Source organism: Devosia lacusdianchii (assembly GCF_022429625.1).
Lineage (GTDB): Bacteria > Pseudomonadota > Alphaproteobacteria > Rhizobiales > Devosiaceae > Devosia > Devosia lacusdianchii.
Genome location: NZ_CP092483.1, coordinates 2,425,931 through 2,441,667 on the forward strand (window position 1 = coordinate 2,425,931; position 15,737 = coordinate 2,441,667).

The window sequence follows — 15,737 nt, forward strand, 5'->3', positions numbered from 1 at the left end:
TCCTCCCCTGCGCCCGGCGTCCTTCGGGATGCCGGGCGCTGTGTTCTCGCCCGGCATTGAGGCCTTCATGACCACCGAACCCATTCCCGATCAGCCCAGGCGCAAGGTCAAGAATTTCTCGCTTCTGTCCAACCGGGCGGGTGCGGCCTTCCTGACGCCAGCGGGCCTGCTGGTATCGGTCTTCGTCATCGTGCCGTTCTTCTGGGTGATCTTCGTCTCCTTCACCAATAGGACGCTGCTTGGCAAGACGGCGCTCAGCCCCGAATTCGTCGGACTGGCTAACTATTTTGCGTTGTTTGATCCCTCGAATTTCTTCCAGCGCGGGCAGTTCGGCTTCTCGCTCATTCTTACCACCCAGTTCGTGCTGGCCTCGGCTTTACTCGGCCAGGCACTGCTGGGCCTGCTGCTGGCCTGGCTGATCCAGACCGTGCCCGCCTGGGTCAAGCGCATCACCGAAACCTTCGTCATCGCGGCCTGGATTCTGCCCGAGGTCGTCATCGGTTTTGCCTGGTTCGCCTTCCTTGATCGCGACCAGGGCACGCTCAATGCGCTGCTCACCGGCGTTGGCCTGCCCAAGGGCGATTTCCTGCTGAAGCAGCCGTTCTGGGTCATCGTGGTGTTCAACACCTGGCGCGGCGCGGCCTTTTCGATGATGCTATTCAGCTCGGCCTTCTCGTCCATTCCACCGAGCTATTTCCAGGCGGCCGACGTGGCCGGTGCTTCATCGTGGCAGAAGTTCAAGGATATCGGCCTGCCGCTGATCCGCGGCCATATCGTCACCGATCTCATCCTGATCACCATGTGGACGTTCAATACGTTCACGCCGTTCCTGCTCACCAATGGCGGGCCCAGTTACCGGACCGAGCTGGTCTCGATCTACAATTATCGCGTGGCCTTCCACGACTTCCAGTTCGGCAAGGGTGCGGCGGTGGGCGTCATTATGATGCTGATCAACCTTGCCTTTGCGCTGATCTATCTCAGCATCGGCCGCAAGAAGAAGAAGGGCTGACGATCATGAAGCTCACCCTGCCCGCCTTTATCGGCCGCATCGCCTTCTCTGCTCTTGCCGCGCTGATCGGCGCCGCCTTTGCACTGCCCCTGCTGTGGTTCCTGTTCGCGCCCTTCAATGCACGAGCCGAGCTTGGCCTTGCCATTCCCGATCCGTGGACACTGGCCAATTTCGTCACCGTTTTCGGCAATAATTTCGCCGTGCAGGCGCTGTGGAACAGCCTGATCCAGTCGGTCGGCGGCGTCATTCTTGTTGGCGCAGCGGCGACGCTGGCTGCCTATGCCCTGTCGCGCTCGTCGCTGCCGGGCAAGGGCGCCGTCACCTATGTCTTGCTGCTGTTCTCGTCGGTGGTGTCCGGCTCGGCAGCCATGGTGCCGATCTTTCTCATCGTCTCCGCCGCCGGGCTGATCGACACGCATCTCGCTGTCATCCTGACCTTTGCCGGCGGGCTCCTGCCCACCGCCATGTTTATCCTGCGCGACTTCATCGACTCCATTCCCAAATCCTACGAGGAGAGCGCCATGGTTGCCGGCGCCTCGCCCGTCCAGGCCTTTTTCGACGTGGCCCTCCCGGTCATCCGTCCGGGCATCGTGGTCGTGGTGGTCTGGGGGTTCGTGAATATCTGGGGCAGCTTCCTCATCCCCTTCATCCTGCTGCGCAGCGACGATCAGATGCCCGCATCGGTGGCCATCTACTCGTTCTATTCGGAAGCCGGCACGCCGATCGTGACCCTTCTGGCCGCCTATTCGCTCATCTACTCGCTCCCCGTCATCGCCCTCTATCTCTTCGTCAGCTGGAAGTTCGGCTTCCGGTTCTTTGGCGGCATCAAGGCCTAACGCATCATGGCATCAGTCGAATTCCGCAACGTCACCAAGAGCTTCGGCAGTTTCAACGCCGTGTCGGACGTGAGCTTTTCCATCGGCGACGGCGAGTTCGTCTGCCTTCTGGGGCCATCGGGCTGTGGCAAGACCACCAGCCTGCGCATGATTGCCGGGTTGGAGACGCCGACGTCGGGCCAGGTGCTGATCGGTGGCCAGGACGTCACCCACTTCCACCCCAAGGACCGCCAGATCTCGATGGTGTTCCAGGATTACGCGCTCTATCCGCACATGAACCTGGCCGACAACATCGCCTATCCGCTGAAGGTCCGCGGCAAGTCGGTGAGCGAGCGCCATGGCCGCGCCAAGGAAGTGGCCGACGTGCTCAAGATCGGCCACCTGCTCGATCGGCTGCCGAGCCAGATTTCCGGTGGCCAGCAGCAGCGCACCTCGCTGGCGCGTGCGCTGGTCTATCCCAGCCAAGTCTATCTCTTCGACGAACCGCTCTCCAATCTCGATGCCAAGCTGCGCCTCGAAGCACGCGGTTTCCTCAACCACCTGCAGCGCGACATGGGCATGACGGCGGTCTACGTGACGCACGATCAGGCCGAGGCCATGGCGCTGGCGACCCGCATCGCCGTGATGGACCAGGGCAAGATCGCGCAGTTCGCCTCGCCCATCGAGATTTACCGCCGTCCCGCCACCACCTTCGTCGCCAATTTCGTCGGCAATCCGCCAATGAACCTGGTCCCGGTCGAAGCGGCGCAGGGCGACGGCAAGCTGCAGTTATCGGCGGAGGGTTTGACTCTGGGCGGTCTGGCCATGTCCTCGGAGATCGGCGCGGCCCTCGGCGCCAGCAAGACGCTGACCCTCGGTATCCGGCCTGAGCACCTTACTATTGCCGAAGCCGGTGCCACCAACACGATTTCGGGCAAGCTCTTCGCCAACGAGAATATGGGGCCGGAAAGTCTCGTCACCATCGAGCGCGCCGACGGCTCCCGTGTCACCGCCCGCATTTTCACCGACGATCATATCGAGCTCGGCGAGAGCGTGACGCTGGGCTTTGCCGGCGAGCATGTGCATCTGTTCGATGGCACGGGTGCGCGCATTCCGGCAGCCGGCGAATGACGGCGGTTGCTACCATTGTCTCAGTCAACACCCTCCCCCTTGTGGGGAGGGATCAAGGGTGGGGTGGTTTAGCCCGGATATCGGGGCTCTCGCACCCCCTCCCACCCTCCCCCGTCAAGGGGGAGGTGCCGTGCTGTGGATGGGACCACATGGTGCCAACGGAATGCTGAAATGACCACCATCACCACCCGCATTACCCGCGCCGACCAGGCCGCCAATCCTTATTTCTACATCCCCTTCGACGTGCCCGCAGGCACGACTCGCATTGACGTCGCTCTTGCCTACCCCAAGGCTGAAGACTGCGTCATCGATCTCGGCGCCTTCGATCCGCGCGACACGGGCTATCCCAGCGCCGAAGGCTTTCGCGGCTGGAGTGGCGGTGCGCGCGACAGCTTCTTCATCGCCACCGATGATGCGACGCCCGGCTATGTGCATGGCGATATCCCCGCAGGCCGCTGGACCGTGATCCTTGGCCTCTACAAGGTTCCCGACGGTGGCACCGAGGTCGCCGTGACCATCGCCCTCGACTCCGCGCTTCGTACGATCGAGCCGCAGCCAGCGCACACCACGCCGGTGCGCCAGGGCGCTGGCTGGTACAAGGGCGACCTGCATTGCCATACCTTCCATTCGGATGCGAAGGGCTCGCCCGAACTATTGCACGCCGCAGCGCGGCAAGCCGGGCTCGATTTCCTCGCCGTTGCCGACCATAACACCACCACTCAGCGGCGTTATTTTCACCCGCAATCCTCGCCCGATCTGGTTTTCGTGCGGGCCATGGAAGTGACCACTGCCGGGGGCCACGCCAATGTCTATGGCGTCGACGCATGGATCGATTTCCGCATGACCCGGCCTGCCGACGCCCACACCCTGGCGCGACTGGTCCACGATAGGGGCGGCCTGCTGTCGATCAATCACGACAAGCCGCCCATCGCCTGGGAATACGAGCTGCCGGAAGCCGATTGTCAGGAGGTCTGGCAATCGACCTGGATGGCGTGGAACTGGATCGCGCTTGACCGCTGGCAGCAGCGACTCGCCTCCGGCCTGCGGCTCTCGGCCATTGGCGGCTCGGACTATCACCAGCCCGCCCAGCTCATGCCCGAAGGCCCGCTGGTGTTGGCCCGCCCCACTACCGTGTTGTTTTTGCCCGAGCTCAGCGAGGACGCCGTGCTCGCCGCGATGAAATCGGGCCATGGCTATGTCACCGAGAGCCCCTCCGGGCCATCACTGGTGATGACCGTGGACGGTCAGCCGATGGGGTCCGTCGTCACCAAACCACGCCAAATGCGCGCCGAGGCAAAAGGCGCCCAAGGCGACAAGCTTGTGTGGATCGACGCCACCGGCGAGATCGGCTCCGCCCTGATCGACACCGACGACTGGCAGCACGAGATCGCCATGCCTGAGGCCAAGGACTTCATCCGAGCCGAGATTGTCGCCATCGCCAGCCGCGAGCGCCTTAGCGCTGAATTCCTGGCGCTGATCGAGGGTCGCGAGCTGCCCTGGCAGCTCCGTGGCGTCAACCTTGCCGATCAGCCGATCCGCCGCGCGCTCGGCAATCCCATCTATATCGAGGCCTGATCCATGCTCATCGCCAACGCCCCCTGCTCCTGGGGCATCGCCTATCCCACGGGCAATACCTATACGTGGCGGCAATATCTCGATGAGGTCGCCGCCGCCGGCTATCGCGGCACCGAGCTTGGGCCCTTCGGTTTCCTGCCCAAGGATCAGGCCGTCCTTAAGGATGAGCTGGCCAAGCGCGATCTGGTGATGATCGGCGCCACCCACGTCCACACCTTCGGCGATACCGCGTCCGGTCCGCTGTTGATGCAGACCCTGCGCGAACTGGCGCCGCTACTGGTGTCGCTGCGCGCGCAGCACCTCGTCATCATGGACGAGAGCAATTGGTATCCTGAGGGCCAGGAAGGCGTCCTCGATGAGGTCGGCTGGAACGGTCTGACTCAGATGGTGCGCGACGCGCAGGCGCTGGTCGAAGGTGAATTCGGCCTCAAGCTCAGCTTCCACCCCCATATCGGCACCGCCGTCGAACGCGAGGCCCAGATCGATCGCATGCTCGCCGAAACCGAGATCGATCTCTGCTTCGATACCGGCCACCACGCCTTCTGGGACCAGGACCCGCTGGCCTATATGGAGCGCGTCCTCCCCCGCATCGCCTATATGCACCTCAAGAATGTCGACGGCGCGGTGCGCCAGCGCGTGCTCGACGGCCAACTGTCAATCGCCGCATCCTACGGCGCCGGGGTGATGTGCCCGCTGCCCGATGGGGTCGTCGATATCCAGGCCGTCATGCGTCTGCTCGACGAGCGCGGCTTTGGCGGCCCCATCGTGGTCGAGCAGGACGTCGCCGCCGATGCCAGCGAAACGCCGTTGCAACTGGCAGCCCGCAATCTCGCCTACATGAACGCGATCGCCAAATGAGCCCTCAAATCAAAGTCGGCCTGATCGGCCTCGGTGAAGTCGCCCAGCTCATGCATCTGCCATTGCTGGCCGATGACCGTCGCTACGCCATATCAGCCATCACCGATGTGTCGCCTAGCCTGGTCGATTATGTCGCCACGCGATACGGCGTCCCCGTCAGCCATCCCGATGCTAACGCCCTCATCGCCGATCCGGCGCTGGACGCAATCTTCATCCTGACACCCGACCATCTGCACGCCGAATTGCTTGAGAAAGCGATCCGGTCCGGCAAGCATGTATTCATCGAAAAGCCTGCCTGCCTAACCGCCGACCAGCTTCGCCCGATCCTCGACATTCCACAGCACCCCGGCCAGGTGGTGTTCGTGGGCTATATGCGCCGTTTCTCGCGACCATTCCTCGAGCTCAAAAAGCGCCTGCCACAACTGGCCGAAATCCGCCACGTCCGCATTCGCGACATTATCCGCGAAGCGCCATTCTTCGTGGCACAGACCCGCAATACCTTCCGCCCGAACGATGTGCCCGCCGATATCATCACCGAAGGCCGCAGCCGAACCCAGGCCATGTTGCGCTCCGTCATGGGTGACGACTGCCCCCCGGATGCCCTGCGTGCCTATCAGGTGCTGACCGGCCTCTCCTCACACAGCATCTCCGCCATGCGTGACCTGCTGGGAACACCCAAGGGCTGCTCCTATGCCGTCCAGCATCGCGGCGAGACGGTGATGGCGGTGTTCGACTACGGCCATTTCAGCGCCATCTACGAAGCCGTGATCGACGACGTGTCCCGCTTCGATGCCGGCATCGAGGTGCTGACCCAGCGCCAGCACTTCAAGATGAACTACGACACGCCCTATATCCGCAACCTGCCGACACGCCTCGAAATCACCTCATCCAGCGATACCGATACCGGAACCGAGATCATCGGCCCGGTCTACGAAGATCCGTTCCGCATCGAGCTGGGTGCCTTCCATGAGAGCGTGACCACTGGCGCCCTCAACCGCACAACACTCTCGGATTCCCTGGAGGACTTGGTGCTGTTCAAAGAGATCGCACGCCACTTCGGTAACGAAGCCTAGTTCGTTGATCCGCAAATCAAACCTGCCGCTTTTTCCGCAATCATGACGGCGGGGGCATGGGTGTTTCCGGACACGATGGTAGGCATGATCGAACAGTCGACGACGCGCAGACCCTCTATGCCCCGCACGCGCAGCGACGGATCGACAACCGCCATATCGTCAGTGCCCATCTTTGCGGTGCCGACCGGATGGAAGATGGTGGTTGCAATGTCACCAGCGGCGCATACAAGCGCTTCGGGCGACTGGATTTCTGGGCCCGGCTTGAACTCCTCCGGCGTGTACTTCGCCAACTGCCGCGCGGCCATCAACTGCCGCGCGGCTGTGATCGACTGGGCGGCAACGTCGCGGTCCCCCTGGGTTGCAAGGTAGTTGGGGGCAATCGTCGGATGGTCGTCGAATTTAGGGGATGCAATCCGCACGGAGCCGCGCGATTCCGGACGTAAATTGCAGACCGAGACGGTGATCGCCGGGAAGCGGTGCAACGACTGCCCGAACGTCTCCAGCGACAACGGTTGGACGTGGAACTCGATGTTGGGCGTCTGGAAATGCGCCGCCGACTTCATGAAAATGCCGAGTTGGCTGGGAGCCATCGCCATCGGCCCCGAGCGCCACAACGCGTATTCGAGTGCTATGCGCGCCTTGCCGCCCAATGATGATTGCATTTCATTGAGCGTCCGCGTGTTCGCCACACGGAATGCGGTACGAATCTGCAGATGATCCTGCAGGTTTTCGCCGACCCCCGGCAGGTCATGGACGACTTCGATCCCGTGCTCTTGCAGCAGCCCGCCGGGGCCGACGCCCGAGAGCTGCAGGATTTGCGGCGTTCCGATGGCGCCGGCGGAGAGGACGACTTCGCGCGAAGCCGTGACCCTCGCCGACTTGCCGTTCAGTAGCAGGTGCAAGCCGGTCGCCCGTCGACCTTCGAAGATGACGCGTTCGGCTTGGGCGTGGGTGATAACGGTGAGATTGGCGCGGTGCCGTATCGGTCGAATGAAGGCGCGCACAGCATTGAATCGGAAGCCGGCCTTCTGGTTCACCTCGAAGTAGGACGAGCCGAAATTGTCGCCGGAATTGAAGTCATCGACCTTGGGGATACCCAGCTCTTCGGCCGCCTCCCGCACGGCCTCCAGGATCGGCCAAGAGAGCCGTTGACGCTCGACGCGTAGTTCACCACCCTGGCCATGAGACGGGCCTGCCAGTCGATGATGGTTCTCCGACTTGACGAACAGCGGCAACACATCGTCCCAACCCCAGCCAGAATTACCCAGCAGGCGCCAGTGATCATAGTCGGCCGCCTGACCACGCATATAGATCATGCCGTTGATGGATGAGCAGCCGCCCATCACCCGTCCTCGCGGATAGGCAAGAGAACGGCCATTTAATCCGCTCTGCGGCGCCGTGCGATACCCCCAGTCTGTCCGGGGATTGCCCATGCAGTAGAGGTAACCGACCGGAATGTGAATCCAATGATAGTTGTCCGATCCGCCTGCCTCCAGCAGGAGGACGCGTTTGGTCGCATCGGCGCTCAGCCGATTGGCCATAACGCAGCCCGCCGATCCGGCGCCAACGACGACATAGTCGTAGCGTCCGAGGTCGATCCGATTTTCCATAACCAACCTACGACCTCAGATCGCTCAGATGACGTGTTCCACCGCAATACTGCGGCAGTCCATTTCGTATTCGAGGTCGACAACCGGCGGATTGTTGTAGTGCCAGGTCAAGCCTGCCCGTGCCGCCCCGCGGGAGACAATCTCGTCGGCAAGAAATGGGTAGAGGTTGTGAATGGTGTAGACTTGGACCGCCGTCGTGTCGTTCCAGCCAAATCCCAGTCCGCCAGCCCTACTTTCCATCTCGCAAAGAACAAACTGCGCCTTGGTGCGTAGCCCATCGGCAGACAAATCGCCTCGGCGAACGATATGATCGCGATAGGCCGCGTGCCCCTCAGGCACTTCCGCCGAGCCCGAGATCACGAAGGACGGTGTTGGGTCGTCGGAGGGCATCGTGAACGAAAACGCATAGATCGACGGTTCGGGCGGCGGGGCGATCTTGGGGCAGACGTTGCTTCTCGCCACCGGATTAAGCCCGGTCGTCAGCAGCCCCCAGGCCGCTAAGGTCTGCGTGTACTCCTCGTTGAAGGCTACAAATCCTTCCTCGGAAAACGGTGCCGGAGAGCGAAGTTCGCAGCCGGCGAAGGCGGTAAGGGGGCGACCAGCGGCCCTGAGATACGCCTCGGCAACGGCAAATCCGTCCTTCAGCTTCAGCGGTTGCCGAAGCCTAGCGCGCTCCAGCCGAAAGCCTGGCAGAGCCGAAACGCCACCAGAATACTGAGAAACGCCTCGCAAAAACGAGTACCCCCCGGCGGAAAACTCAATAACTTCACCCATAGGGATCTCCTTGAAAATGCCGTTCGATCGGCCTTGGCCGTCGATATCGCTACGTGTACAGCGGGACTGACGTGGTCAGCGTTGTGCGGTTGGTGCGGACGCAATCAGTGGTGCGGCCAGTTGCGGGAGTCTCATTGCGCCCTCCCAGAAAGGGTCGTCTCAGGGGCGACGTAATTACGCAGCGTGCCGACATGCTCGATCACCACCTCGACCACATCGCCGGCTTTCATGAACAACGGCGGTACCCGCGTGAAACCGACACCCCCCGGTGTACCTGTCACGATGACGTCGCCGGCGCCCAGTGGCGTGATGCGCGAGATGTATGAGATCAGGCTCGCGACCGAGTGGATCATCTGGCTGGTACTGGCCGACTGCACCGTCTCGCCATTCAGGCGACAGGCGATCTCAAGGTCCTGCGGGTCGGCAATCTCGTCAGCCGTCACCAGGAAGGGCCCAAAGGCCCCCGTTCGTGGAAAATTCTTGCCGGGAAGGAATTGTGAGGAATGGGTCTGCCAGTCGCGGATCGAGCCGTCATTGTAGCAGGAGTATCCAGCGATGTGGCCGAGCGCAGCGTCAGACTCGACATGCCGCCCTGCCTTGCCGATGACCACCGCGAGTTCGGCTTCGAAGTCGAGCTGTTCCGATACCGATGGCAGTATGATCGGCTCACCATGCGCGCATTGCGAGTCGGCAAACCTTGAGAATAGGGGTGGTAGCTGGGTCGGCGCGTGCTTGGTTTCGGCCAGATGGTCCTGGTAATTGAGCCCCACGCAGATGATCTTTCGTGGCGCCGGGATCACCGGAAGCAGCTGCAGGTCGGACATCGCTACGAGTTGGGCATCATCGATGGCCCGAGTGGCGATCTCCAGGAATTGCGAGTGGGCGATCAACTCGGCGAGCGTGGGATAGTTACTGCCCAGAACCGCGCTGATGTCGGCGATCCGGTTGTCAACCAAGGCGCCATACCCGGCTCGATCATTGCGTATGAAGCTACAGAGTCTCATGTCTTAACCGCGTGGGATTGTTCAGGTGATGTCGAAGGTGATGGTTTTGACGTCGGTGATTTCACGCAACGTGTGCTTGCCGCCCAACCGACCGAGCCCGCTGGCTTTGCCGGAAGCGCCGCCGAACGGCAGGTGCAACTCCCAGTAGCAGCTGGCGCTGTTGACGTTCACTAGGCCGGCGCGCAGCTTCTCGCTGAAGGCGAAAGCCTGGCTCAGGTCGCGCGTGAAGACGCTGGCCGCCAGGCCGTGCGATGACGCGTTGGCGGTCTCCAGCAGGTCGGCTGCGTCGGCGCACACCACCAGGGGGGCGACGGGTCCAAATGTTTCCGACCTGTTGAGCAACGCATCTCGGGCAACCCGACCCATGACGGTCGGTTGATAGGAAAGGCCAGAGCCAGATACTCCAGGCCTACCCCCGGCGATAAGTTCGCCGCCGCGCGCTAGGCCATCGGCCACATGTTCCTCGACCTTTGCGAAAACCTGGGCGTTGTTGAGCGGCCCCATCGTCGTTTCGAGTGCGAGAGGGTCGCCGAGGCGGATTGCCGATGCAATGTCGGCTATTCGCCGGGCGAGCGCATCGTGGTTCTTCCCAGTGACCAGGATACGGCCGGTGGCAGCACAAACTTGCCCCGCATTAAAAAAGCTGCCGAATGCAGCCGCTTCTGCGGCACGGTCCAGATCGGCGTCATCGAGCACCACCACCGGGCCATTGCCACCCAGTTCGAGCAGCATCGGTTTGCCCGCGCCCCGGGTGGCGATAATGTTTCCTGTGCCAGGGCTGCCTGTGAAACCGATCCCGTGCGTTCCGGGATTGGAAACAACCTCGTCGCCCACCACCGCGCCAGGTCCGAAGACCACGTTGACCGCGCCGTCGGGAACGCCCGCGTCCACGAGGCACTCCACCAGCTTCGCGGCGCAGAGCGAGGTCGTCGGCGCCGGCACCCAGACAACGGCATTGCCGGCGGCCAGGCAGGGCGCGAGGTATTCGACCGGAATATTGATCGGAAAATTCCAGGGCGTGACGACGGCGTAGACACCGCGGGCCTGGCGGAAGCTGATTGCGCGCTTCCCGGGCGTCTCGACCGGGATATATTCGCCTTCGAGCCACTTGATCAGCTCGCCTGCCTCACGGAATCCAGTCGCTGCTGCGTCGACTTCGGCATAGGCCTCGGTCGCCAGCGGCTTTCCCTGTTCAAGCGCCAGGATGGTGGCGAGCTCGTCCCTGCGCTTCTCGATGCTTTCGGCAACACGATTGCAGAGGCGCGCGCGGTCCCACGGCGATAGCTTAGCCAAGGCGACGAAGCCGGATGCCGCGGCCTTGATCGCGTCCCGGGCGTCCTCGCGATCACCCTCGGCCACATGGCCGAGCAAGGTTCTGTTGAAAGGCGACCGCGCCTCGAAGGTCTTGCCAGCACGGGACGGCGTCCACCGCCCATTTATGAAATGATCGGCTTTGACCAGGCTTGGAGTGTTCAGCGTCACTTGCTACCCCCGGAAAATTGGCCCCGTTCGACGAGCGGCGAGCCGTCAGGACCGATCTCACGGCCCTTGACGATCAGCCGGTCGCAAACCAGCCGTCTCGAAACGGCGAGGGTTTCGCCCATCGCGTCCTTGAACGACCAGGGTTCCTCTTTCCATCTCAGGACAGCGATGTTGGCCTCGTCGCCCACAGCGATCCGCCCCAATTCCGGACGCCGCAGCACAGCCGCAGGATTGGTGCTGCCTCCCGCCAAGGCCGTTGTCGGATCCACGCCCAGCGCGATGAGCTTGTTTATCGTTGTGAGAAGGTCGAATGCCGGTCCGTTGACCGAGAGCGAATGAATGTCAGAGCTGATCAGATCAGGAACAAAGCCCTCGGCGAGCATCTCGCGGCACACCTGGAACGAGAAGCCGCCCATGCCGTGACCGATATCGAAGTGAACGCCGCGCTCGCGAGCCTGCCAGACCGTCTGGCGCACGCGACCCGCTTGCGTCGCTGCGTTGGGATCGGGGCGGCAGCAATGGGTGATGATGTCACCCTTGCGCAATTGCTGGAGAACTTCTTCGATCGTCGGCGGATCAAGGTCGACGTGGCACATGACCGGCAAACCGAGTCGATCCGCGACCTTGAGCGCAATCTCCAGCGCCTTGGCACCATTCTCGCCGGCGGCCTTGCGCCCAGCCCGGACCTTGATGCCGACCACCTTGTCCGGATGGGCCTGTGCCACCTCGATGCAGCTTTCGCTGTCGACAAGACGCATGTCGCAGCATTCGCCGACCATCACACGTGACGAGAAGCCAAAAATCCCCGGGAACGATATGTTCAGGTAGGCAAAGGTGTGGAACGGCGAGTCCTGGAAGATAAAGGAGTTCAGGCCCTCGAAATTGCCCGCGCCGGCCGATCCCGCATCCACAAACACCCCGGTTGCCGATCTATGCGCGACAAGTTCGGGACGCACGCCGAGTGCCGTACCACCCCAATATATATGCGTATGGATGTCGGTCAGTGCGGGGGTGATGATGGCGCCGGATGCCTCGATAACGATATCGCCCGCCATTGGGGAAATGTCGCCAACACCCGTGATACGGCCGTTCTGAATCGCGATATCAACGTTTGGCGCTTGACCGGTAAAGGCCAAGACCTCTGCGCCCCTAAAAACTGTTCTTTGAGTCATGGCTCTAGCTTGGGTGTGTTTTCGGAGGCCCGGCAGTGTCACCGGGCATCGCGAAAAAATCACATACTGACTAGTCAGTCAATATTGACAGCGACAAAAGCTTCGTCACATATGCCGGTGTCATTCGACATTCACAACGTCACTCTGGAGGAGACGCTGATGCGTAGAGGATTAATGGGAGGGCTGGTACTTGGCACCGCTCTGGTTGCAGTCATGCTGCAAACTGGAGGCGTGTGGGCAAAGGATACGGTCAGGGCCCGATTCGCCGAATACAGCACCAAAACTGGGCCATTCTTTCAGGAACTCGCGGACCAGTTCAACGCTGCCAATCCCGATATCGAGGTAAAGGTGGAGTACCTGCCCTGGCCCGAGATGCAGCAACAGCTGATGACCGATATCTCTGCCGGAACTGCGCCCGACATTTCGCACATGGCAACGCGCTGGATGGCGGGCTTTGCCGCTGATGGCGCCCTGGCGCCCATCGACGATCTGATGTCGCCCGGCTTTGCCGATACCTTCGTGCCGACCTATCTCGACCTGCAGAAGCAGGACGGCCAGACCTGGGGCCTCCCGATCGCCGCGTCGGCACGTGGCCTTTTCTACAATAAGGACCTGTTCGAGCGCGCAGGCGTCACCGAAATCCCCACCACCTGGGACGAGGCCTTCGAGGCGGCCAAGAAAATCAGCGCTCTTGGCGGCGACATCTACGGCATGGGCCTGCAGGGCAAAGACCTCGATACCGAGGGCTACTGGTTCTACTCGCTGTGGACGCATGGCGGCAGCATTATCGGGCCAGACGGCAAGAGCGGCTTTGCTTCTCCCGAGGCCGTAGCGGCGACCGAGAATTACCTTCGTTTCATCAGCGAAGGCCTGGCGCAGCCCGGTGTAACCGGATCCAGCCGCGAGGACCTTCAGAACCTGTTTGCCGCCGGCAAGCTCGGCATGGTCCTGTCCGGTCCCTGGTTCAATGCCCAACTGGCCGAGCAGGGCAAGGACGTCGAATATGGCATCGCCCATATTCCGGTCGCCACGACCGAGGCGACCTATGGCGTCACCGACACCATTGCGATCGTGGAAGGCTCCGATGTGAAGCCGCAGGCCATGAAGTTCCTCGAGTTTATCTTCAACGAGGAAAACAGGCTCGCCTTCGGCAAGCTGGAAGGGTTCGTTCCGGTGCTGAAGTCGGAATCCACCGAACCTTTCTTCACCGAGAACCCAAACATGGCCGTGTTCCTGGAAATGGGGCCCGTAGCAAAGTTTGCTCCCCTGCTGCCCCGCTGGGAGGAAATGGCTGAAGGACTGAAATCGGAACTGGCTCTCATCTATTCCGGTGAGGTCGAGGTCGAGGCAGGTCTTCAGGCAGCCGCCGCCAAGATGGACGCCCTGCTCGCCGAAGAGCAGTAACGGCCGACTTCCGCAACAATGCCAGGTGGCCACTCACGACCACCTGGCGCATACCCATCGCGTACGGGGAAAGAGTATGAACGCTTTTCGAAAGGCGCCGGATATCGGACGGGCAGTCAATTCCGAGCGCTCGGCCTCGATGTGGGCCCTGCTCCTCGTTGCGCCTTGTCTGTTGCTATCGATTTCGGTGATTGGCTACCCAATTTTCGACGTCCTGCGCATGTCGCTATTCGACATCAGCCGCATCGGCGTTGTCCGCGATTTCGCCGGCCTCGAGAATTTCACGAAGACCTTTGCCGACCCGGTCTTCCTGCAAACCGCGTGGCAGACGCTCATCTGGACCGTTGCGGTAGTGGGCGGAACGATCCTGGTATCGATCCCCATAGCGCTCATTCTTCACGAAGACTTCTATGGAAGAACCATCGCCCGAACCATCGTGCTCCTGCCCTGGGCGATCTCTCTCGCCATGACTGCGGTGGTCTGGCGCTATGTCGTCAACGGTGACTTCGGCACCCTCAACATGACCCTCTCTGCGCTGGGCCTGCCGGTCGGCAACTATCCTTGGCTTGCCGACGCCAGAGTAGCTTTCCTGATCGAGATTCTGGTCGGCATCCTTGTGTCGGTGCCGTTCACCGTCACCATCCTGCTGGGAGGGCTGACGTCGATCCCGAGTACCCTCTACGAGGCCTCCGCCATTGACGGCGCATCACCGTTCAATAGCTTTCGCCACATTACGATGCCATTGCTTTGGCCATTCATGCAAATCGCCATCGTTCTGAACGTGATCTATGTATTCAACTCGTTCCCGATCATATGGATCATGACCAATGGCGGCCCATCCAATCGGACAGACATCTTGATTACTTATGTCTACAAACAGGCATTTGCGTTCGGCAAGTTAGGCAACGCGGCTGCCGGTTCGGTGATCATGTTCGCTGCATTGCTGGGCTTTGCAATCATTTACCTCTACCTGACGCGCTCGCGGGGAGCAAACAGCGATGTCTAAGGCCAAAAAAAGCATCCTGTGCTGGGCCTTGCTCTCGCCCTTCCTCATCGTCGTTCTGTTTCCCTACGCGACCATGCTATCGACCGCGCTCAAGCAAGAGGACGAGATCTTCACGTTCGAGCGGACGTGGCTGCCCCGCGATTTCTATCTGGGCAATTTCGCGGAGCTGATGTTCGAGCGAGGATTCGGGCAGGCGCTCGGCAATTCTCTGATCATCAGCGTCGGGGCCACCCTGTTGTCGCTGGCCGTCGCCATTCCTGCCGCCTATGCGCTGACCCGCATGCGAGTGCCCGGCGAAGGCGCGCTGACTAATTACCTGCTGATCACCCAGATGATTTCGCCGATCGTGCTCATCCTGGGCCTGTTCCGGATGTTTGCTTACTTCGGGCTGATCAACAGCCTGTTTTCGGTCATCATCGCGCATAGCGCGTTCTTCACGGCCTTCGCGGTGTGGATGCTGAAAAGCTACTTCGCGACGATCCCCCAGGACCTCGAAGAGGCGGCATGGCTCGATGGCGCAAGCCGCTTCAGCGCCTTCATACGTGTCTTCCTGCCGCTTTGCCTGCCGGGTGTGGTGGTGACCTCGATCTTCACCTTCGTCAACTCATGGAACGAGTATGCGATGTCGCTGACCCTGCTGCGCGATGTCGCCCAGCAGACGGCCCCGGTGAAGATCGCCTTCCTGACCGGCACTCTCTACCAAATCGAATGGCACCTCATCATGGCGGCAACGCTTATCGCCTCGGTGCCGGTCGCAATCGTATTCGCCAGTATCCAACGCTACCTCATTGGCGGCATGTCGCTGGGCGCAGTGAAATAGGAGG

14 protein-coding genes are annotated in these 15,737 nt (G+C 61.6%); 9 read left to right on the top strand and 5 right to left on the bottom strand.

Annotated elements, in window-relative coordinates:
* The first annotated feature begins 67 nt into the window (after window positions 1-67).
* The 6 genes from MF606_RS11905 (at window position 68) to MF606_RS11930 (ending at window position 6,461) form a co-directional block, all read left to right on the top strand.
* A complete protein-coding gene (locus MF606_RS11905) occupies window positions 68-1,009 on the top strand; it encodes a carbohydrate ABC transporter permease (RefSeq protein WP_240229454.1) in 942 nt (313 codons plus the stop codon).
* Window positions 1,010-1,014: 5 nt separating this feature from the next.
* A complete protein-coding gene (locus MF606_RS11910; RefSeq protein WP_240229455.1) occupies window positions 1,015-1,845 on the top strand; it encodes a carbohydrate ABC transporter permease in 831 nt (276 codons plus the stop codon).
* 6 nt (window positions 1,846-1,851) lie between these two features.
* Window positions 1,852-2,955: an ABC transporter ATP-binding protein gene (locus tag MF606_RS11915; protein WP_240229456.1), complete on the top strand. Its 1,104-nt coding sequence runs from the start codon at window positions 1,852-1,854 to the stop codon at window positions 2,953-2,955.
* Between the two features lie 171 nt (window positions 2,956-3,126).
* Window positions 3,127-4,530, top strand: a complete 1,404-nt coding sequence (locus MF606_RS11920) for a CehA/McbA family metallohydrolase (protein WP_240229457.1) — start codon at window positions 3,127-3,129, stop codon at window positions 4,528-4,530.
* 3 nt (window positions 4,531-4,533) lie between these two features.
* Window positions 4,534-5,388 carry a sugar phosphate isomerase/epimerase family protein gene (locus tag MF606_RS11925; RefSeq protein ID WP_240229458.1) on the top strand — a complete coding sequence of 285 codons (855 nt, stop codon included), beginning with the start codon at window positions 4,534-4,536 and terminating at the stop codon, window positions 5,386-5,388.
* Window positions 5,385-6,461, top strand: a complete 1,077-nt coding sequence (locus tag MF606_RS11930; protein ID WP_240229459.1) for a Gfo/Idh/MocA family protein — start codon at window positions 5,385-5,387, stop codon at window positions 6,459-6,461. Before MF606_RS11925 ends, MF606_RS11930 begins: the two co-directional genes overlap by 4 nt.
* On the opposite strand, the gene MF606_RS11935 is transcribed toward MF606_RS11930, so the two are convergent.
* From MF606_RS11935 to MF606_RS11955, 5 genes are all read right to left on the bottom strand, one after another.
* Complete coding sequence (locus MF606_RS11935; protein ID WP_240229460.1) at window positions 6,458-8,071, bottom strand: GMC family oxidoreductase; 1,614 nt, start codon at window positions 8,069-8,071, stop codon at window positions 6,458-6,460. The genes MF606_RS11930 and MF606_RS11935 overlap by 4 nt on opposite strands.
* Window positions 8,072-8,095: 24 nt before the next feature.
* Window positions 8,096-8,845: a 2-amino-5-chloromuconate deaminase CnbZ gene (cnbZ, locus tag MF606_RS11940; RefSeq protein WP_240229461.1), complete on the bottom strand. Its 750-nt coding sequence runs from the start codon at window positions 8,843-8,845 to the stop codon at window positions 8,096-8,098.
* A gap of 131 nt (window positions 8,846-8,976) precedes the next feature.
* Window positions 8,977-9,849, bottom strand: coding sequence for a fumarylacetoacetate hydrolase family protein (locus MF606_RS11945; RefSeq protein ID WP_240229462.1), 873 nt, complete (start codon window positions 9,847-9,849; stop codon window positions 8,977-8,979).
* 21 nt (window positions 9,850-9,870) lie between these two features.
* A complete protein-coding gene (locus MF606_RS11950; protein WP_275693076.1) occupies window positions 9,871-11,331 on the bottom strand; it encodes an aldehyde dehydrogenase family protein in 1,461 nt (486 codons plus the stop codon).
* Window positions 11,328-12,545, bottom strand: coding sequence for an amidohydrolase/deacetylase family metallohydrolase (locus MF606_RS11955; RefSeq protein WP_240229464.1), 1,218 nt, complete (start codon window positions 12,543-12,545; stop codon window positions 11,328-11,330). Before MF606_RS11955 ends, MF606_RS11950 begins: the two co-directional genes overlap by 4 nt.
* A 117-nt stretch (window positions 12,546-12,662) precedes the next feature.
* On the opposite strand from MF606_RS11955, the gene MF606_RS11960 reads away from it, so the two are divergent.
* From MF606_RS11960 to MF606_RS11970, 3 genes are all read left to right on the top strand, one after another.
* Window positions 12,663-13,907: an ABC transporter substrate-binding protein gene (locus MF606_RS11960; RefSeq protein ID WP_240229465.1), complete on the top strand. Its 1,245-nt coding sequence runs from the start codon at window positions 12,663-12,665 to the stop codon at window positions 13,905-13,907.
* A gap of 139 nt (window positions 13,908-14,046) precedes the next feature.
* Complete coding sequence (locus MF606_RS11965) at window positions 14,047-14,913, top strand: carbohydrate ABC transporter permease (RefSeq protein ID WP_240233836.1); 867 nt, start codon at window positions 14,047-14,049, stop codon at window positions 14,911-14,913.
* Window positions 14,906-15,733 carry a carbohydrate ABC transporter permease gene (locus tag MF606_RS11970; protein ID WP_240229466.1) on the top strand — a complete coding sequence of 276 codons (828 nt, stop codon included), beginning with the start codon at window positions 14,906-14,908 and terminating at the stop codon, window positions 15,731-15,733. Before MF606_RS11965 ends, MF606_RS11970 begins: the two co-directional genes overlap by 8 nt.
* Window positions 15,734-15,737 lie beyond the last annotated feature (4 nt).